Genomic DNA, 16,320 nt, shown 5'->3' on the forward strand with positions numbered 1-16,320 from the left:
ACAGAGACCCTGTAGGCGCGGGCAAGCCCGCGCCTACAGGGGGCAGATGAAAACTTCAGAAGGGGGCGTGGGACACGAGCTGACCGCTGATGAAGCCCCAGGCCACCAGGCCAATGGTCAGCGCCGCCAGGGTCACCCGCACTGTCAGTGCCTTGAGCAGACGAGTTGAGTTTTCATCGTCCTTGACCAGAAACACCAGGCCACTGAACAAGCTGGCAATCGTGGCCAACAGCATCAGGACAATCGCGGCCTTGAGCATGGCGCTACTCCGGGGGGATGCGGTGATGTGGATAAGTATAGCGAGGCGCCCGTGAGGCCGTTTCGCCCAGGCTGGGTACCGACCCTGGTGGTGCTTGCGCTGCTGCCGGGGCTGATTGCCCTTGGCTGCTGGCAACTCGGCCGAGCCGAAGAAAAGCGTGGGCTGTTGGCCAGCTATGCCGAGCGACGGGTCGAGGCGCCGCTGGCCGCAGCCCAGCTGACGTCCAGTGACGACAACGCGTTCCGCCGCGTGCATTTGTATGGCCGCTTCGATGCCGAGCACAGCCTGCTGCTGGACAACCGCATGCGTGACGGCCAGGCCGGTGTCGAACTGCTGCAACCCTTCCATGACCAGGCCAGTGGCCTGTGGTTGCTGGTCAACCGCGGTTGGCTGCCATGGCCGGACCGCCGGGTGCCGGTGCATTTCGAAACCCCGTCCCAGGCCTTGGCGCTGGACGCGTCCGTGTATGTCTCGCCCGGCAGCACCTTCCAGTTGCATCCCGACCCTGAAGGCGGCCAATGGCCGCATTTGCTTACCGCCATTGATGCCGCGCAGCTATGGCCGCAGCTCGACCGCGAAGGCTTCGCCCACGAACTGCGCCTGGAGCCCGGCCCGGCGACCTATCGCCTGGACTGGCCGGTCGTGGCCATGGGCCCGGAAAAACACCTGGGCTACGCCGTGCAGTGGTTCGCCCTGGCGACCGCTCTGGTTCTGCTCTACCTCTATTTCGGCTGGCACCAAAACAAGGAGAAACGCCATGGCCACCGCCACTCCACTGGACCTGCCTGAACGTAGCAAGCCCAGAGCCCGCGGGCGTTTGCAGCTGTTGCTGATTCTGCTGGTAGTGCTCGGGCCGATGATCCTGGCCACCAGCATGTACAAACTCAACTTCTGGGTACCGGAAGGCCGCAGCTACCACGGCGCGATGATCGGCAACGGGGAAAGCCGTGCCGATCTTGGCGTGGCCGGCGAGGACGAGCGCTGGCAGTTGCTGGTCAGCGCGCCTCAGGCCTGTGCCGAAGACTGCCAGCGGCTGGTGTACCTGGCCCGGCAGATTCAGGTCGGCCTGGGCCGCGCCCCCAACGAATGGCTTGACCTCGATTCCACCGAAGCCCCTACCAGATCTTGCAGGTGCCAAGCCTGTGCAAGTCCTCTATAAAACTGCACTCCATCCCTAAGGAACCCCAGCAATGCACATGGAAGAGCACACACTGAGCGAAATGGACGATGAGCTGAAACTCATGCTCGGCCGCTTTCGGCACGAACAATTCGTCGAGAAACTCGGATGGCGGCTGCCCGCCCATCCGAGCCAGGCAGGTTGTGAATGGGATCAATACGACACCGAACACGCCCGCTACCTCCTGGCGTTCAATGCAGACCGCGCCATCGTTGGCTGCGCCCGGCTGATTCCCACCACGCTCCCCAACCTGCTTGAAGGGGTGTTCAGCCATGCCTGCGCCGGGGCGCCGCCCAAGCATCCAGCCGTCTGGGAAATGACTCGCTTCACCACCTGCGAACCGCAATTGGCGATGCCGTTGTTCTGGAGAAGCCTCAAGACGGCCGCCCTGGCGGGCGCAGAGGCCATCGTCGGGATCGTCAACAGCACCATGGAGCGCTATTACAAAATCAACGGAGTCCACTACGAACGGCTGGGCCCGGTCACGGTGCACCAGAATGAGAAAATCCTCGCCATCAAACTCTCGGCCCACCGCGAGCACCATCGCAGCGCGGTCGCACCGTCAGCCTTCATGTCCGGCACATTATTGAAAGAGACAGCTTGATACGGGCCGAGTCGTCCTTTTTGAATGCCCCTCAGATATAGCCCATCGCGACTGCGTAAGACACTGCCTGCACGCGGTTACTGGCGCCGATTTTGCGCTGGATGTTGCGGTGATGGTAATTCACGGTATCGGTGCACACCCCCATGATCACGCCGATTTCCTCCGAGGTCTTGCCGTCGGCCGTCCAGCGCAGCACATCACATTCCCTCCCACTGAACGCCACGCCCGTATTGAAGACACGCACGTCGCTCTCCAGCTCGGAAATTTTCTCGTGGGCCGCGGCGGCAAAGGCTCTGGTCACCGGCTTCAAGGCTTCAAATTCCTGAAGGCTGATGGGGTTGTTCTTGCGCGCCAGGCTTAACACCCCGACCCTCCCCTGGGCGTTGAACGAGGGTTGTGCCAGGCCGTGGCATAAATGTGAATCCTTGGCTTCAGACCACAGGTCCGCGCATCCCCGGAACAACTCATTGCTCCATAGAATGGGGGCCGACGAGACTTTGCTGTGCTTCACCGTGGGATCGATCACCGCGTAGTTAGCCGCCTGATATCGCTGCACCCAGTCCTCGGGGTAATTGCCGTACATATAAGTCCTGGGCCGCATGAACGGGGTCACGCTGCACATGCCGTAGGCAAAAAAATCAAACCGTAGTTCGCGCAAGGCCCTCAACGCGACAGCCGTAAACTCCTGCATATCCATGGTTCGCGCAAAGATACTATAAAAGTACGCATCCCATCCCAACTGCTGCCCTAATTCCATTTTGAGCACCACTAAAGTTGAAAACAGGCCGTTAGACTAGACCAACCTGAATCTCTGTCAACAAGCAAAATCACATCGTCATAGAAGGCTTTGCGCTAGCACTAGATTCATTGCGCCTAATCCAACCAACTACTTAGAACATTGCATCCCGGCGATGTTAGTAAGCCATTACCGCCTCTCAGCCGACGAATGAACCTGCCTCTTCACAATAATGCAACAGTTCATTCGGTGGGCTGCAGCCAACCCGTTCATACGCTAATCACTACAAGATCTGGTAGTCCACCCCCAAGAAACGCAGGTGTATAAACAACACCCGCTCAGCACCGCCAATGCCAGCCGCGCCAGCCATGCACTGGCCGCTGCCCAGCCGCTGAGCGCCGACTACCAGGCGCTGCTCGGCCGCGAGTACCCGCAGCTGCAGCGCTACCCGCTGGATGCGCAACGTTACCAGCAGAAGGTTGCCGAGCCCGGCCCGCAGCTGTGGATTGTCGACCCGCACGGCAACCTGGTGCTGCGCTACGACGGCAAGGTCAACGGCAAGCATGTGCTGGATGACCTGCGCCACCTGCTCAAGCTGTCCAATATCGGCTAGGAGCCTGCCATGGCCAGACCCGGATTTCGCCTTGCTGTGTTCGCCACCCTGCTGGCACTGCTGGTCGTCCTGCTCGGTGCCTATACCCGGCTGACCCATGCCGGCCTCGGCTGCCCCGACTGGCCGGGTTGCTATGGCTTCATCAGCGTGCCCAAGAGCGAAGCGCAACTGGCCCATGCCGAGCTGCACTTTCCTGAGCACCCGGTGGAAGCTGCCAAGGGCTGGGCCGAGATGGTTCACCGCTACTTTGCCGGGACTCTAGCCGTGGTAATCGCCCTGCTCGCTTTCCAGGCGCTGCGCCGGCATGCCCGCGATGGCCAGCCCTATCGCCTGCCCGTGCTGTTGCTGGGTGTGGTGTTGGCCCAGGCCGCCTTCGGCATGTGGACGGTCACCCTGAAGTTGTGGCCGCAAGTGGTCACGGCGCATTTGTTGGGGGGCTTTACCACGCTGAGCTTGCTGTTCCTGTTGTCACTGCGTCTATCACGGGCCTTTGCACCCTTGCCAAAACTGCCCCTGAGCTTGCGCCGGCTCGCTGCGTTGGCCCTGCTGGTGGTGATCGGCCAGATTGCTCTGGGTGGCTGGGTGAGTGCCAACTACGCAGCCGTCGCCTGCATCGACCTGCCGACCTGCCATGGCCAATGGTGGCCGGTGGCGGACTTCAGCAATGGCTTCCACCTGACCCAGCACGTCGGTCCAAACTACCTTGGCGGGCAACTGGACAGTGATGCCCGCACCGCCATCCACATCAGCCACCGGCTGGGCGCGTTGCTGGTGACCTGCGTGCTGCTGATGCTTAGCTGGAAGTTGCACCGCTGCGGCTTGCCCGGCCTGGCACGGGTGGTGCTGCTGGCGCTGACCCTGCAAGTGGGCCTGGGTATCAGCAACGTGGTGTTCCACCTGCCACTGGCGGTGGCTGTTGCGCACAATGCCGGCGGCGCGATGCTGCTGCTGAGCATGGTGCTGGTGAATTACCGCATTCGCGTGGTCGACAGGGTTCGCGTGGGGGTCGGCAATGGCTGGCGCCTGCGGCCTGTGGCTGGCGTGGGCATATCCCATCACATGAGGAACGATTCGTGGCGACGCTTCTGAGCGCAAGGCGGGCCAGCTGGCGCGATTACCTGGAGCTGACCAAGCCCAAGGTGGTGGTGCTGATGCTGATCACCTCGCTGGCAGGCATGTTCCTGGCCACCCGCGCGGGTGTGAGCTGGAGCGTGTTGCTGTTCGGCAACCTGGGGATCGGCTTGTGCGCGGGTGGCGCTGCGGTGGTCAACCATGTGGTGGACCGACGCATCGATGCACTGATGGCACGTACCCACAAGCGGCCGCTGGCCCAGGGTCGGGTCGAGCCGCTGCCGGCATTGCTGTTCGCCCTGGCACTGGCGCTGCTGGGCATGGCTCTGCTGCTGGCGTTCACCAACGCCCTCACGGCCTGGCTTACCCTGGCCTCGCTACTGGGCTATGCGGTGCTCTACACCGGCTTTCTCAAGCGCGCCACGCCACAGAACATCGTCATCGGCGGCCTGGCCGGCGCCGCCCCGCCGTTGCTTGGTTGGGTGGCGGTAAGCGGCCATGTCAGCGCTGAGCCCTTGCTGCTGGTGCTGATCATCTTCGCCTGGACCCCGCCGCACTTCTGGGCGCTGGCCATCCACCGCAAGGAGGAGTACGCCAAGGCCGATATCCCGATGTTGCCGGTGACCCATGGTGAGCGCTACACCAAGCTGCATATCTTGCTGTACACGCTGATTCTGCTGGCGGTAAGCCTGCTGCCGTATGCCATCCACATGAGCGGCCCGCTGTACCTGGCCTGTGCCCTGGTCTTGGGCCTGCGCTTCCTGCAATGGGGCTGGGTGTTGTACCGTGGCAGCCGGCCGCACGCGGCAATCGGCACCTTCAAGTACTCTATCGCCTACTTGTTCGCGCTGTTCATCGCGTTGCTCCTTGACCACTACCTGTTGCTGAACCTATGACCCGAACCCAGAAAACCGTCTTCATCCTCGTTGCCCTGGTCGCGTTGATCCTGGGCCTGACCGTCAACAAGGTGCTCAATGGTCGCGACCAGCCCAACCCCACCGAGCTGATCGACGCCGGCATCATCCTGCTGCCGCAGAGCCGCACTGTGGCCGACGTGACCATGACCAACCAGGACGGCCAGCCCGTGCGGCTGGATGACCTGAAGGGCAAATGGTCGCTGCTGTTCTTTGGTTACACCTACTGCCCGGACATCTGCCCGACCACCCTGGCCCAGTTGCGCCAGGTGAAGAGCGAGTTGCCCAAGGAAGCCGTCGACCGGCTGCAGGTGGTGCTGGTGAGTGTGGACCCGAACCGCGACACGCCGAACCAGCTGAAGCAGTACCTGGGCTATTTCGACAAGGACTTTGTCGGTGTGGCGGGGTCGATCGAAGACACCCAGAAGCTGGCCAATGCCTTGAGCATTCCGTTCATACCGGCGGATACCAGCAAGCCGGGGTACACCGTGGACCACAGCGGCAACCTGGCGGTTGTGGGGCCGGATGGGCGTCAGCGCGGGTTTATTCGTGCGCCGTTCAACAACCAGAAGCTGGTGGCGCAGTTGCCTGGGCTTGTGAAGCGGGATTGAGATTGATGGGCCTGCTGCGCAGGCCTATCGCGACACAAGGCCGCTCCTACAGGGGTACGCGGTCTCTTGTAGGAGCGGCCTTGTGTCGCGAAAGGGCCGCAAAGCGGCCCCAGGGGTGTCGGATCAGAACGCTGGAACCACAGCGCCCTTGTACTTCTCGATGATGAATTGCTTCACCTCTGGCGAGTGCAGTGCAGCTGCCAGTTTCTTCATGTCTTCCGAGTCCTTGTTGTCCGGGCGGGCAACCAGGATGTTCACGTAAGGCGAGTCGCTGCCTTCGATGGCCAGCGCGTCTTTTTCCGGGTTCAGCTTGGCTTCCAGCGCGTAGTTGGTGTTGATCAGGGCGGCATCGACCTGGGTCAGCACACGCGGGATGGTGGCCGCTTCCAGCTCACGGAACTTGATGCTTTTCGGGTTCTCGGCAACATCCTTCACGGTGGACAGGATGTTCTTGTTGTCCTTGAGCTTGATCACACCGGCCTTGTCCAGCAGCAGCAAGGCGCGGCCGCCGTTGGTGGCGTCGTTGGGGATGACCACGGTAGCGCCGGAGGACAGCTCGTCCAGCTTCTTGATCTTGGTCGAATACACGCCCAGCGGCTCGATGTGCACGCCCGCCACGCTCACCAGGTTGGTGCCCTTGGCCTTGTTGAACTCATCCAGGTATGGCTGGTGCTGGAAGAAGTTGGCGTCCAGGCGCTTTTCGGCCACCTGCACGTTCGGCTGAATGTAATCGGTGAATTCCTTGACCTTCAGCTCCACGCCTTCTTTGGCCAACTGCGGTTTGACGAAGTTGAGGATCTCGGCGTGCGGCACCGGGGTGGCGGCAACGGTCAGGGTATCGGCGTGGGCCGAGAAGGCCGCGACAGCGGCAGCGACAGCAAGCAGCTTCTTCATTGATCACTCCTTGTGAGGGCCGCGACGGCCCCCGAACGGGTCGGCCGGGCCGACCCTATTGGGGTTACTTACGGGAAAAATGTACGACCAGTTTGTCGCCCACGCTTTGCAGGACTTGAACCAGTACCAGCAGCAGAACCACGGTCACTACCATCACATCGGTCTGGAAACGCTGGTAACCGAAGCGGATAGCCAGATCGCCCAGGCCGCCCGCACCCACCACACCGGCCATGGCGGTGTACGAAACCAGGGTGATGGCGGTGACGGTAATGGCTGCGAAGATACCCGGGCGGGCCTCCGGCAGCAGTGCGCTGGTGATGATCTGGCGGGTGGTGGCGCCCATCGACTGGGTGGCTTCGATGATGCCGCGGTCCACTTCACGCAGAGCGGTTTCAACCAGGCGGGCAAAGAACGGCGTGGCACCCACTACCAGTGGTGGGATGGCGCCGGCAACGCCCAGCGAGGTGCCGGTGATCAGCACGGTGAATGGGATCATCACGATCAGCAGGATGATGAACGGCAGCGAGCGCAGGATGTTGACCACCAGCGACAGCAGCGCGTACACGCCCTTCTGTTCGAACATCTGCTTCGGCCCGCAGAGGAACAGCAGCACACCCAGCGGCAGGCCCAGCAGCACGGTGAAGAACAGCGAGCCGAACAGCATGATCATGGTGTCGATGGTGGCCAGCCAGATTTCGGCCCAGTCGACGTTGGCGAAGAAATTCAGGGCGTCCATCAACGCAGTACCTCCATATGTACGTCAGCTGCCTTGAAGCGGGCAAACGCCGCTTCCATGTCTCCGCCGATCAGGGCGAGGGTGAGCTGGCCATAGGGGACATCCTTGATGCGGTCGATACGCCCGGCGAGGATGCTGTAGTCCACACCGGTTTCGCGGGCCACGGTGCCCAGCAACGGCGCGTAGGTAGCGTCGCCTTGGAAGGTCAGGCGCACGATGCGGCCCGGTACGTGGGCAAAGTCGTCGCGCTGCTCGCCTTCGTCGACCTGCTCGTCTTCTTGGACGAAGCGCTTGGTGGTGGGGTGCTGCGGGTGCAGGAACACCTCGGCCACCGAGCCTTGCTCGACAATCTGGCCGGCGTCCATCACCGCCACGCGGTCGCAGACCCGGCGGATCACGTCCATCTCGTGGGTGATCAGCACGATGGTCAGCTTCAGCTCACGGTTGATTTCGGCCAGCAGTTGCAGGACCGAGGCCGTGGTTTGCGGGTCGAGGGCACTGGTGGCCTCGTCGCACAGCAGGATCTTCGGGTTGGTGGACAGGGCGCGGGCGATACCGACGCGCTGCTTCTGGCCGCCGGACAGCTGCGCCGGGTACTTCTTGGCGTGGTCTGACAGGCCCACGCGGGCCAGCAACTCGGTGACGCGCGTGTCGATCTCACTGCGCGACAGCTCGCCGGCCAGGGTCAATGGCAGGGCGACGTTGTCGGCGACGGTCTTGGAGGCCAGCAGGTTGAAGTGCTGGAAAATCATCCCGACCTGCTGGCGGAAGCCGCGCAGCTGGCTGGCGTTGAACGCGGTGACGTCTTCGCCGTCGACGATGATCTTGCCGCCGGAAGGTTCTTCCAGACGGTTGATCAGGCGCAGCATGGTGCTTTTGCCGGCGCCGGAATGGCCGATCAGGCCGAACACCTGGCCATCTTCGATGGTCAGGCTGGTCGGATTCAGTGCGGGGATTTCCCTACCGGCAACGCGGTAGGTTTTATGTACCTGTTGGAACTCGATCACGTAGCGAACCTTGTGGGGCGCATTGAAATTTGAATCAGCGGTTAGCTGGGGTCGCGCATTTTAGCCTTTTCCCATAGCTGTTCTTAGCATTTATTTCGTAATGCACCAATCCATCGGGCATATCGCGACAACCGGTAATCCTGATTGAACGCTCGGCAATGCCTCCCAGTCACTACTTGAACAAGCCCGAAACGGGCACGCCTGAAGACTGACGAGGAGAGCCGACCATGCCCAGCAAGAAAACGGACGCGCCCAAGCACAGCGAGGCCGCCGGCACCCAGACCCCTGATCGGGCCAACACCAACGCCAAGCTGCAGAGCCTGGAGGCCTTCCGCAGCGATGCCACGGGCCAGGCCTTGCGCACCAACCAAGGGGTGAAGATCGCCGATAACCAGAACAGCCTCAAGGCGGGTGTTCGAGGGCCGTCGTTGCTTGAAGATTTCATCATGCGCGAGAAGATCACCCACTTTGACCATGAGCGCATCCCTGAGCGCATCGTCCATGCCCGGGGTACCGGGGCGCACGGCTACTTTCAGAGCTATGGCTGCCATGCCGAGCTGACCAAGGCCGGTTTCCTGCAGGACCCGGAAAAGATCACCCCGGTATTCGTGCGCTTTTCCACCGTACAAGGGCCGCGCGGCTCGGGTGACACGGTGCGTGATGTGCGCGGTTTTGCCGTCAAGTTCTACACCGATGAAGGCAACTTCGATCTGGTTGGCAACAACATGCCGGTATTTTTCATTCAAGATGCCATCAAGTTCCCGGACTTCGTGCATGCGGTGAAGCCAGAGCCACAGAATGAAATGCCCACCGGCGGCTCTGCCCACGACACGTTCTGGGACTTCGTTTCGCTGGTGCCGGAGTCGGCGCATATGGTGATCTGGGCCATGTCCGACCGCGCCATCCCGCGCAGCTTGCGAATGATGGAAGGCTTTGGCGTGCACACCTTCCGCCTGATCAACGCCGAGGGTGTGGCCAGTTTCGTCAAGTTCCACTGGAAGCCCCGTCAGGGCGTGCACTCGGTGTTGTGGGACGAAGCGCAGAAGCTGGCAGGCAAGGACACCGACTATCACCGCCGTGACCTGTGGGAAGCCATCGAGACCGGGGACTACCCGGAATGGGAGCTGGGCGTGCAGGTGGTACCCGAGGCCGACGAGCACAAGTACGACTTCGACCTGCTCGACCCGACCAAGCTCATTCCTGAAGAGCTGGTGCCGGTGAAGCTGCTGGGCAAGATGGTGCTCAACCGCAACCCGGACAACTTCTTCGCAGAAACCGAGCAGGTGGCGTTCTGCCCAGGGCATATCGTGCCGGGCATCGACTTTACCAACGACCCCCTGCTGCAGGGGCGATTGTTCTCGTACACCGATACGCAGATCAGCCGGCTGGGCGGGCCGAACTTCCATGAAATCCCGATCAACCGCCCGGTGGCGCCGAACCACAGCAGCCAGCGCGATGCCATGCACCGCATGACCATCGACAAGGGCCGGGCTTCGTACGAACCCAACTCCATCGACGGCGGCTGGCCGAAGGAAACACCCCCTGCTGCACAGGACGGTGGCTTCGAGAGTTATCAGGAGCGGATCGATGCACACAAGATCCGCCAGCGTAGCGAATCGTTCGGCGATCACTTCTCTCAGGCGCGGCTGTTCTTCCAGAGCATGAGCCCGACCGAGCAGCAGCACATCATCAAGGCTTACAGTTTCGAGCTGGGCAAGGTGGAGCGTGAAGCCATCCGTGCCCGGGAGGTTAACGAGATTCTGGCCAATATCGACCTGAAGCTGGCGGCGGCGGTGGCGGCCAACCTGGGGCTGCCTGCGCCCAAGCAGGGAACGGTCAAGGTGAAAGGCAGCAAGCTCGCGCAGTCCAAGGCGTTGAGCCAGATGAACCACCCCGGTGACGTGGGCATCAAGGGGCGCAAAATTGCGCTGCTGGTGGCGGATGGCGTGGACGGTGCTAGCGTCGACAAGCTGGTGAAGGCGCTGGAAGCACACAGTACACGGCCGATGCTGTTAGGGCCGACATCGGCGCCGGTAAAGACTGCGGACGGTAAGCAGCTGCCGGTGGATGCGTCGATGGAAGGGATGCCTTCGATCATGTTCGACGGGATTGTCGTGCCAGGAGGCAAGGCTTCGGCGGACGCCTTGGTGGCCAGCGGGCTGGCCAAGCACTTCTTGCTGGAGGGCTACAAGCACCTGAAGGCGATGGTGTTGACCAAGGAGCTGGCGTCCGGCCTTGGGCTGAAGGAGGACAAGGGATTGCTGCTGGGGGATGACCAGAAGACCGTGGATGCCTTTGTCAAAGCGGTTGAAGGGCACCGGGTTTGGGAGCGGGAAGCAGCTGCGGAGGCTGTGCCGGCCTGATAGGTCCTATTCGCGGGTAAACCCGCTCCCACAGGTACAGCACCGACCTCGAAACCTGTGCTATCCCTGTGGGAGCGGGTTTACCCGCGAAGCTTTTTACTGCTGATGCGGTACCAGAACCACCTGCGCCGGCAGCGAGCGCTGGATCTCATGGGTCTGCTTCAGATCGAAACCACTGTCGATCTTGCGCACCCGCTTTTCCAGCAAAGTCTTAAGCCAAGGTGCGTCGTCAGTGCGCGGCACCTGGAGCACCACCTCGCAGTCATAGCTCACCACATCGGCGGCAATATCATCGAGCTGACGGCGCATGGCGCGGCTGTCAGTGGTCTTCAAGGCCACCACAGTGCTTGGCGCTGTCGGGTCGATGATACGTGCCTTGGGTTTGGCTTCAGCGGCTTTCAAGGCGGCCTCTGCCTTCTCCAGCTCGGCCTTGCGTGCCTGGCTCAGGGGATCGCCACCGGTCACTGCCGGGGCTTGCGGCATCAGTGCGCGAGCACGGGCCAACGCGGTAGCGGCCGCGTTCACATCGCCCTTCTGCAGGACGATCTGGCTGCGCTGCAGGTAGGCTTCGGCCAGCTGGCGCTGGTATTGCTCCGAGCGTGGGTCATCCGGCGACTGGGCCTGCAGGGCTGCAAGCTGGTCTTCGGCGGTGGCCAGCTCGTTGCTGGCGATATTTTGTTGCAACTGCTGCCAGGCATCGGCTTGGGCAGGTGCGGTGGCCTGCTCGACCGGCGCGCTGGAACAGGCAGCCAGGAACAGGGAAAACGCGGCAACAAGCAGATAACGGGAGGCGAACGGCTTCATTCCTGCGACTCTCTATTTGCGCAAAAAGCGAGCAAGTCTACACCCAGGTGCGCACGCTCGAAAACAGGTCTTACAGACCCTTTACCCGGCAAAAGGTTGCAAGGCGTGCCTGCACACGCCCTGCTTCTCAGCGTTTTGGCAGGGCCAGGCTCAGCAAGAATAGCACCGCCGCGCAGACCACGATCGACGGGCCGGCGGGGGTGTCCTTGAACCAGGACATGGCCAGGCCACCGCACACAGCGGTAACGCCCAGCAGGCTGGCGCCAAGGGCCATCTGCTCTGGCGAGCGGGCGTGACGCTGTGCCGCAGCCGCAGGGATGATCAGCAGCGAGGTGATCAGCAGCACACCGACGATCTTCATGGCCACGGCAATTACCACCGCAATCAACAGCATGAGCGCCAGGCGCAGGCCGGCCACAGGCAGGCCTTCGACCATGGCCAGCTCTTCGTGCACGGTAACCGCCAGCAGCGGCCGCCACAGCACGGCGAGCAACAGCAGCACCAGCGCACTGCCGCCGAGGATCCAGGCCAGGTCGGTGGTGCTGATGGCCAGCAGGTCGCCGAACAGGTACGCCATCAGGTCGATGCGCACATCGTGCATGAAGCTCAGTACCACCAGGCCCAGCGACAGGGTGCTGGGGGCGAGGATGCCGAGCAGGGTGTCGGAGGCCAGCGGCTGGCGTTGCTGCAAGGTCACCAGCAGGATTGCCAGCAACAGGCAGCCCACGGTTACCGCCAGCGCTGGGCTGACGTCCAGGGCGAAGCCCAAGGCAACACCGAGCAAGGCGGCATGGGACAAGGTGTCGCCAAAGTAGGCCATGCGCCGCCACACCACGAAGGAGCCCAGCGGGCCGGCGACCAGCGCCAGGGACAAACCGGCAAGCAGGGCGTAGAGAAGAAAATCAGCCATGCTTGCAGTGCTCTCCGTGAACATGGGTGCCAGGGGCGACCACCGAGCCGTGCAGGTCGTGGCTGTGGTCGTGATGGTGGTGGTAGATGGCCAGGCTAGGTGCGGTCTGGCCAAACAGCTCGACGAACGCTGGGTCGCCGCTGACTTGCTCGGGGTGGCCCGAGCAGCATACGTGGCGGTTCAGGCACACCACCTGGTCGGTGGCGCTCATCACCAGGTGCAGGTCGTGGGACACCATCAGCACGCCGCAGCCGTGGCGGTCGCGCAGGCGGGTGATGAGGTTGTACAGTTCGGTCTGGCCGACCACGTCCACACCTTGTACCGGTTCGTCGAGCACCAGCAACTGGGGCTCGCGCAACAGGGCGCGGGCCAGCAGTACGCGTTGCATCTCGCCGCCGGAAATGGTCTGGATAGGGCTGTCGATGACCTGCTCGGCGCCCACTTCCTGCAGCGCGGACAAGGCTGCCGCGCGGTCTACGCCGGGCACCAGGCGCAAGAAGCGCAGCACCGACAGCGGCAGCGTGGCATCGACCTGGATCTTTTGTGGCATGTAGCCAATGCGCAGCTTGGGCTTGCGCCATACCTTGCCGCGGTGTGGCTTGAGCAGACCGAGTACGGCGCGCACCAGGGTGGTCTTGCCGGCACCGTTGGGGCCGATCAGGGTGACGATCTGACCGGGGGCGACCGACAGGTCGATGCTGTCGAGTACTGCCTCGCCGCCAAAAGTGACGCCGACCTGTTCCAGGCGGATCAAGGCATCGCTCATGCCGCGCTCCGGCAGCTGCCGCACAGCCCGACCACTTCCACGGTCTGGGTCTCGACCGTGAAGCCCACGCCTTTGGCGCTGTCGATGATGGCATCGCTGATGCTGCTCTGCTCCAGCTCGATGGCCACATGGCAGGCGCGGCAAATCAGGAACTGGCCTTGATGCACATGCTCGGGGTGGCTGCAGCCGATGAAGGCGTTGAGCGAGGCGATGCGGTGCACCAGGCCGTTTTCCAGCAGGAAGTCCAGCGCGCGGTACACCGTGGGCGGGGCGGCGCGGCGGCCGTCCTGCTCGCTGAGCACGGCAAGGATGTCGTAGGCGCCCAGTGGCTTGTGGCTTTGCCACACCAGCTCCAGCACTCGACGGCGCAGCGCGGTCAGGCGCAGGCCCAGGCGGGTGCACAAGGCGTCGGCTTCAGCCAGTGCGCTGTGTACGCAATGGGAGTGATCGTGAGGACGGTTGGCCAGCGGCGTGATGGACATGGGCAGCGACGGTTCTGGATGGAGACGTTATTATGTTACCTGTTTCTGACGACTCGAGTATCCACCGTGTCCCGATTCCTAGCTCTGTTTGTCGCTTTCATCGCATTTTCCGCCCAGGCCGATGTGCGCGTGCTCACCAGTATCAAGCCCCTGCAGCAGATTGCCGCTGCCGTGCAGGATGGCATTGGCAGCCCTGACGTCTTGCTGCCACCAGGCGCTTCGCCGCACCACTACGCGCTGCGCCCGTCCGATGTACGGCGGGTGGGTGATGCCGACCTGCTGTACTGGATCGGCCCGGACATGGAGAACTTCCTACCGCGTGTCTTGGCTAGCCGCAGCAAGGCCACCGTGGCCGTGCAGTCGCTGACGGGCATGAAGCTGCGTCACTTTGGCGAGGACAGCCACTCCCATGAGGAAGAAAGCCACGACGACCATGACCATGATCACCGGCCGGGCAGCCTGGATGCGCACTTGTGGCTATCGTCGGTCAATGCGCGGGTAATCGCGGCAAAAATGGCGGCTGATCTGGCCCAGGTCGACCCGGCCAATGCGGCTCGCTACCAGAGCAACCTGAAGGCTTTCGACGAGCGTCTGGATGCACTGGATGCGCGTATCAAGGCGCGGGTGGACGGTATTGCCGGCAAACCTTATTTCGTGTTCCACGAAGCGTTCGATTACTTCGAGGCTGAATATGGTTTGAAGCACACCGGCGTATTCAGCGTGGCGTCCGAGGTGCAGCCTGGGGCGCAACATGTGGCGGCCATGCGCAAGCGCCTGCAGGAAGTGGGCAAGACCTGTGTGTTCAGCGAGCCGCCACTGCGACCGCGCTTGGCCGAGACCTTGACCGCCGGGCTGCCGGTGCGCCTGGCCGAGCTGGATGCGCTGGGCGGAACAGACCCGGTGGATGGCAAGGGCTATGAGCGCTTGCTGGAAAAGCTGGGCGGCGACTTGGCTGGGTGCCTGGAACAGCTCTAAGCCTGTGCCGGCCTCGTCGCGGGCATGCCCGCGAAGAGGCCGAATAGAAACTAGAGGGCGAATGGCAGGTGCAAAGCCACCTGCTGGCGCTGCGCCAGACGCACTTCGAACTCGCTCGGGTCATGGATCATCACATCCATTCCGGCAAACGACTCCGCTGCAATCAGGCGCGACAGCCAGAACCGCACGCAGCCTACCCGCAGCATTTCCGGCCACAGCTCGGCCTCGGCAGCCGTGAATGGCCGCAGCGCCGCATAGGCAGCCAGCAGCGCCTGTGCACGCGGCACATCCACCGCACCCTGCTCGTCCAGGCACCAGTCGTTCACGGTAATGGCGATGTCATACAGCATCGGCCCGGAACAGGCGTTGTAGAAGTCGATCACCCCGGTCAGGTGGGTGCCTTCGAACATCACGTTGTCGCGGAACAGGTCGGCATGCAGGTTGGCCCGTGGCAAGGCCAGGATCTGCGCTTTGTGCGCGGTGATTTCGTCCAGTGCCGGTTGCAGCAGCTTGGCTTGCTCGGCGGTCAGGCGTGGCAACAGTTCGGCACCCGAGGCCAGCATCCAGTCCAGGCCACGGTCGGTCTTGCGCTCGATGATGTGCGCGCGGGTGGCCAGGTGAATGTGCGCCAGCAACTCGCCGACCTGGGCGCAGTGCTGGTTGTTCGGTGCCTTGATGTGCTTGCCCGACAGCCTTGGCTGCAGCAGCGCAGGCTTGCCGCACAGCTCGCGCAGGCCGTTGCCGTCGCGGTCACGAATGGCATAGGGCACCGGCATGTCGGCGGCGTGCAGGGTATCGAGCAGCTCGATAAAGAACGGCATGTCCTCGCTTGGCCCGCGCTCGATCAGCGTCAGGACGAACTCCCCCTGTTCGAGGCTGACGAAGAAATTGCTGTTTTCGGTGCCGGCGGCAATGCCCTGGAAGTCGAGCAGACGGCCCAGCTGGTACGGCGCCAGAAAGGTTTCCAGCTCAGGCCGGGTCACGGGGGTGAAGACTGACATGATGAAAAAATGCCCATACGGGCACTTCCGCCGGGAAGTGCCGGGTTGATGTGAACGGTGCGCGTCAGATTACCACTCGAAGATCTTCCAGGACGGAATCAGCATGTCCGGCTGGTCGGATCGAATGAAATTGGCATCAGTGCCATCGGCGCGTACCAGAAAATAAGGCTTGCCGTTTTTCGGCGTGATCTTGATCGCATACAGGAAGCCGTTTTGCCGGTACTCCTGGATGGTTTTGTCGCCTTCCGTGCGAATGGTCACCTCGGGATCGGCCGAGGGGGCGTCGTCCGCCGCCAGGGTAACGACAGGCATGGTTGCCAACAGGCCGAGCAGTAACAGGCGATTGAGTGTACGCATGATAACCTAGTCCCTTTGTCGTCAATGATTCTGGCTATTC

At 62.5% G+C, this 16,320-nt stretch carries 18 protein-coding genes and 2 pseudogenes; 9 read left to right on the top strand and 11 right to left on the bottom strand.

What is annotated here, in order from left to right; all coding sequences use genetic code 11:
- Positions 1-55: 55 nt before the first annotated feature.
- Positions 56-259: a twin transmembrane helix small protein gene (locus tag ACNQP3_RS00305; protein ID WP_003258925.1), complete on the bottom strand. Its 204-nt coding sequence runs from the start codon at positions 257-259 to the stop codon at positions 56-58.
- 51 nt (positions 260-310) lie between these two features.
- Between ACNQP3_RS00305 and ACNQP3_RS00310 the strand changes: the two genes are divergently transcribed.
- From ACNQP3_RS00310 to ACNQP3_RS00320, 3 genes and pseudogenes are all read left to right on the top strand, one after another.
- Positions 311-1,048 carry an SURF1 family protein gene (locus tag ACNQP3_RS00310; RefSeq protein WP_060494169.1) on the top strand — a complete coding sequence of 246 codons (738 nt, stop codon included), beginning with the start codon at positions 311-313 and terminating at the stop codon, positions 1,046-1,048.
- Positions 1,017-1,334, top strand: a pseudogene (locus ACNQP3_RS00315) (hypothetical protein); the annotation flags it as partial. The gene ACNQP3_RS00310 and the pseudogene ACNQP3_RS00315, both read left to right, overlap by 32 nt.
- 115 nt (positions 1,335-1,449) lie before the next feature.
- Positions 1,450-2,040 carry an acyl-homoserine-lactone synthase gene (locus ACNQP3_RS00320; RefSeq protein ID WP_038635110.1) on the top strand — a complete coding sequence of 197 codons (591 nt, stop codon included), beginning with the start codon at positions 1,450-1,452 and terminating at the stop codon, positions 2,038-2,040.
- A 31-nt stretch (positions 2,041-2,071) separates the two neighbouring features.
- Here the strand turns inward: ACNQP3_RS00320 and ACNQP3_RS00325 are convergent, their stop codons facing one another.
- The gene (locus tag ACNQP3_RS00325; protein WP_038635113.1) at positions 2,072-2,797 is read right to left on the bottom strand and encodes an autoinducer binding domain-containing protein; all 726 of its coding nucleotides are present in this window, start codon (positions 2,795-2,797) and stop codon (positions 2,072-2,074) included.
- A 328-nt stretch (positions 2,798-3,125) separates the two neighbouring features.
- Between ACNQP3_RS00325 and ACNQP3_RS00330 the strand changes: the two are divergent.
- From ACNQP3_RS00330 to ACNQP3_RS00345, 4 genes and pseudogenes are all read left to right on the top strand, one after another.
- A pseudogene (locus ACNQP3_RS00330) lies at positions 3,126-3,389 on the top strand (hypothetical protein); the annotation flags it as partial.
- A gap of 9 nt (positions 3,390-3,398) precedes the next feature.
- Positions 3,399-4,478 carry a COX15/CtaA family protein gene (locus ACNQP3_RS00335; RefSeq protein ID WP_060494167.1) on the top strand — a complete coding sequence of 360 codons (1,080 nt, stop codon included), beginning with the start codon at positions 3,399-3,401 and terminating at the stop codon, positions 4,476-4,478.
- Positions 4,463-5,356 carry a heme o synthase gene (cyoE, locus tag ACNQP3_RS00340; protein ID WP_060494166.1) on the top strand — a complete coding sequence of 298 codons (894 nt, stop codon included), beginning with the start codon at positions 4,463-4,465 and terminating at the stop codon, positions 5,354-5,356. The genes ACNQP3_RS00335 and cyoE overlap by 16 nt, the downstream gene beginning before the upstream one ends.
- On the top strand, positions 5,353-5,985 hold the full coding sequence (locus tag ACNQP3_RS00345) for an SCO family protein (RefSeq protein ID WP_012269916.1): 633 nt from the start codon (positions 5,353-5,355) through the stop codon (positions 5,983-5,985). Before cyoE ends, ACNQP3_RS00345 begins: the two co-directional genes overlap by 4 nt.
- Before the next feature lie 123 nt (positions 5,986-6,108).
- Here ACNQP3_RS00345 and ACNQP3_RS00350 read toward each other — a convergent pair whose 3' ends face one another.
- The 3 genes from ACNQP3_RS00350 to ACNQP3_RS00360 all read right to left on the bottom strand — a co-directional run bounded on the left by ACNQP3_RS00350 (position 6,109) and on the right by ACNQP3_RS00360 (position 8,622).
- On the bottom strand, positions 6,109-6,879 hold the full coding sequence (locus tag ACNQP3_RS00350; RefSeq protein WP_012269917.1) for a MetQ/NlpA family ABC transporter substrate-binding protein: 771 nt from the start codon (positions 6,877-6,879) through the stop codon (positions 6,109-6,111).
- 64 nt (positions 6,880-6,943) lie between these two features.
- Positions 6,944-7,615: a methionine ABC transporter permease gene (locus ACNQP3_RS00355; RefSeq protein ID WP_012269918.1), complete on the bottom strand. Its 672-nt coding sequence runs from the start codon at positions 7,613-7,615 to the stop codon at positions 6,944-6,946.
- Positions 7,615-8,622 (bottom strand): methionine ABC transporter ATP-binding protein, encoded by a 1,008-nt coding sequence (locus ACNQP3_RS00360; protein WP_012269919.1) that lies wholly within the window; start codon positions 8,620-8,622, stop codon positions 7,615-7,617. The genes ACNQP3_RS00355 and ACNQP3_RS00360 overlap by 1 nt, the downstream gene beginning before the upstream one ends.
- Before the next feature lie 227 nt (positions 8,623-8,849).
- On the opposite strand from ACNQP3_RS00360, the gene katE reads away from it, so the two are divergent.
- Entirely contained in the window at positions 8,850-10,985 is a 2,136-nt protein-coding gene (gene katE, locus ACNQP3_RS00365) for a catalase HPII (protein ID WP_179027067.1), read from the top strand.
- A 96-nt stretch (positions 10,986-11,081) separates the two neighbouring features.
- Here katE and ACNQP3_RS00370 read toward each other — a convergent pair whose 3' ends face one another.
- The 4 genes from ACNQP3_RS00370 to zur all read right to left on the bottom strand — a co-directional run bounded on the left by ACNQP3_RS00370 (position 11,082) and on the right by zur (position 13,947).
- Entirely contained in the window at positions 11,082-11,789 is a 708-nt protein-coding gene (locus ACNQP3_RS00370; protein WP_012269921.1) for a PA5502 family lipoprotein, read from the bottom strand.
- Between the two features lie 127 nt (positions 11,790-11,916).
- Positions 11,917-12,699, bottom strand: coding sequence for a zinc ABC transporter permease subunit ZnuB (gene znuB, locus ACNQP3_RS00375; protein ID WP_012269922.1), 783 nt, complete (start codon positions 12,697-12,699; stop codon positions 11,917-11,919).
- A complete protein-coding gene (znuC, locus tag ACNQP3_RS00380) occupies positions 12,692-13,465 on the bottom strand; it encodes a zinc ABC transporter ATP-binding protein ZnuC (protein WP_012269923.1) in 774 nt (257 codons plus the stop codon). Before znuC ends, znuB begins: the two co-directional genes overlap by 8 nt.
- Positions 13,462-13,947 carry a zinc uptake transcriptional repressor Zur gene (zur, locus tag ACNQP3_RS00385; protein WP_012269924.1) on the bottom strand — a complete coding sequence of 162 codons (486 nt, stop codon included), beginning with the start codon at positions 13,945-13,947 and terminating at the stop codon, positions 13,462-13,464. Before zur ends, znuC begins: the two co-directional genes overlap by 4 nt.
- A gap of 18 nt (positions 13,948-13,965) precedes the next feature.
- Here zur and ACNQP3_RS00390 point away from each other — a divergent pair, with 18 nt between their 5' ends.
- Positions 13,966-14,922, top strand: coding sequence for a zinc ABC transporter substrate-binding protein (locus ACNQP3_RS00390; RefSeq protein ID WP_012269925.1), 957 nt, complete (start codon positions 13,966-13,968; stop codon positions 14,920-14,922).
- 50 nt (positions 14,923-14,972) lie between these two features.
- Here ACNQP3_RS00390 and ACNQP3_RS00395 read toward each other — a convergent pair whose 3' ends face one another.
- Positions 14,973-15,923, bottom strand: coding sequence for a homoserine kinase (locus ACNQP3_RS00395; RefSeq protein ID WP_012269926.1), 951 nt, complete (start codon positions 15,921-15,923; stop codon positions 14,973-14,975).
- Positions 15,924-15,992: 69 nt separating this feature from the next.
- Positions 15,993-16,280: a DUF2782 domain-containing protein gene (locus tag ACNQP3_RS00400; protein WP_010951520.1), complete on the bottom strand. Its 288-nt coding sequence runs from the start codon at positions 16,278-16,280 to the stop codon at positions 15,993-15,995.
- Between the last annotated feature and the right edge of the window lie 40 nt (positions 16,281-16,320).

The sequence above is a fragment of the Pseudomonas sp. LFS074 genome (assembly GCF_047978165.1).
GTDB lineage: Bacteria > Pseudomonadota > Gammaproteobacteria > Pseudomonadales > Pseudomonadaceae > Aquipseudomonas > Aquipseudomonas putida_P.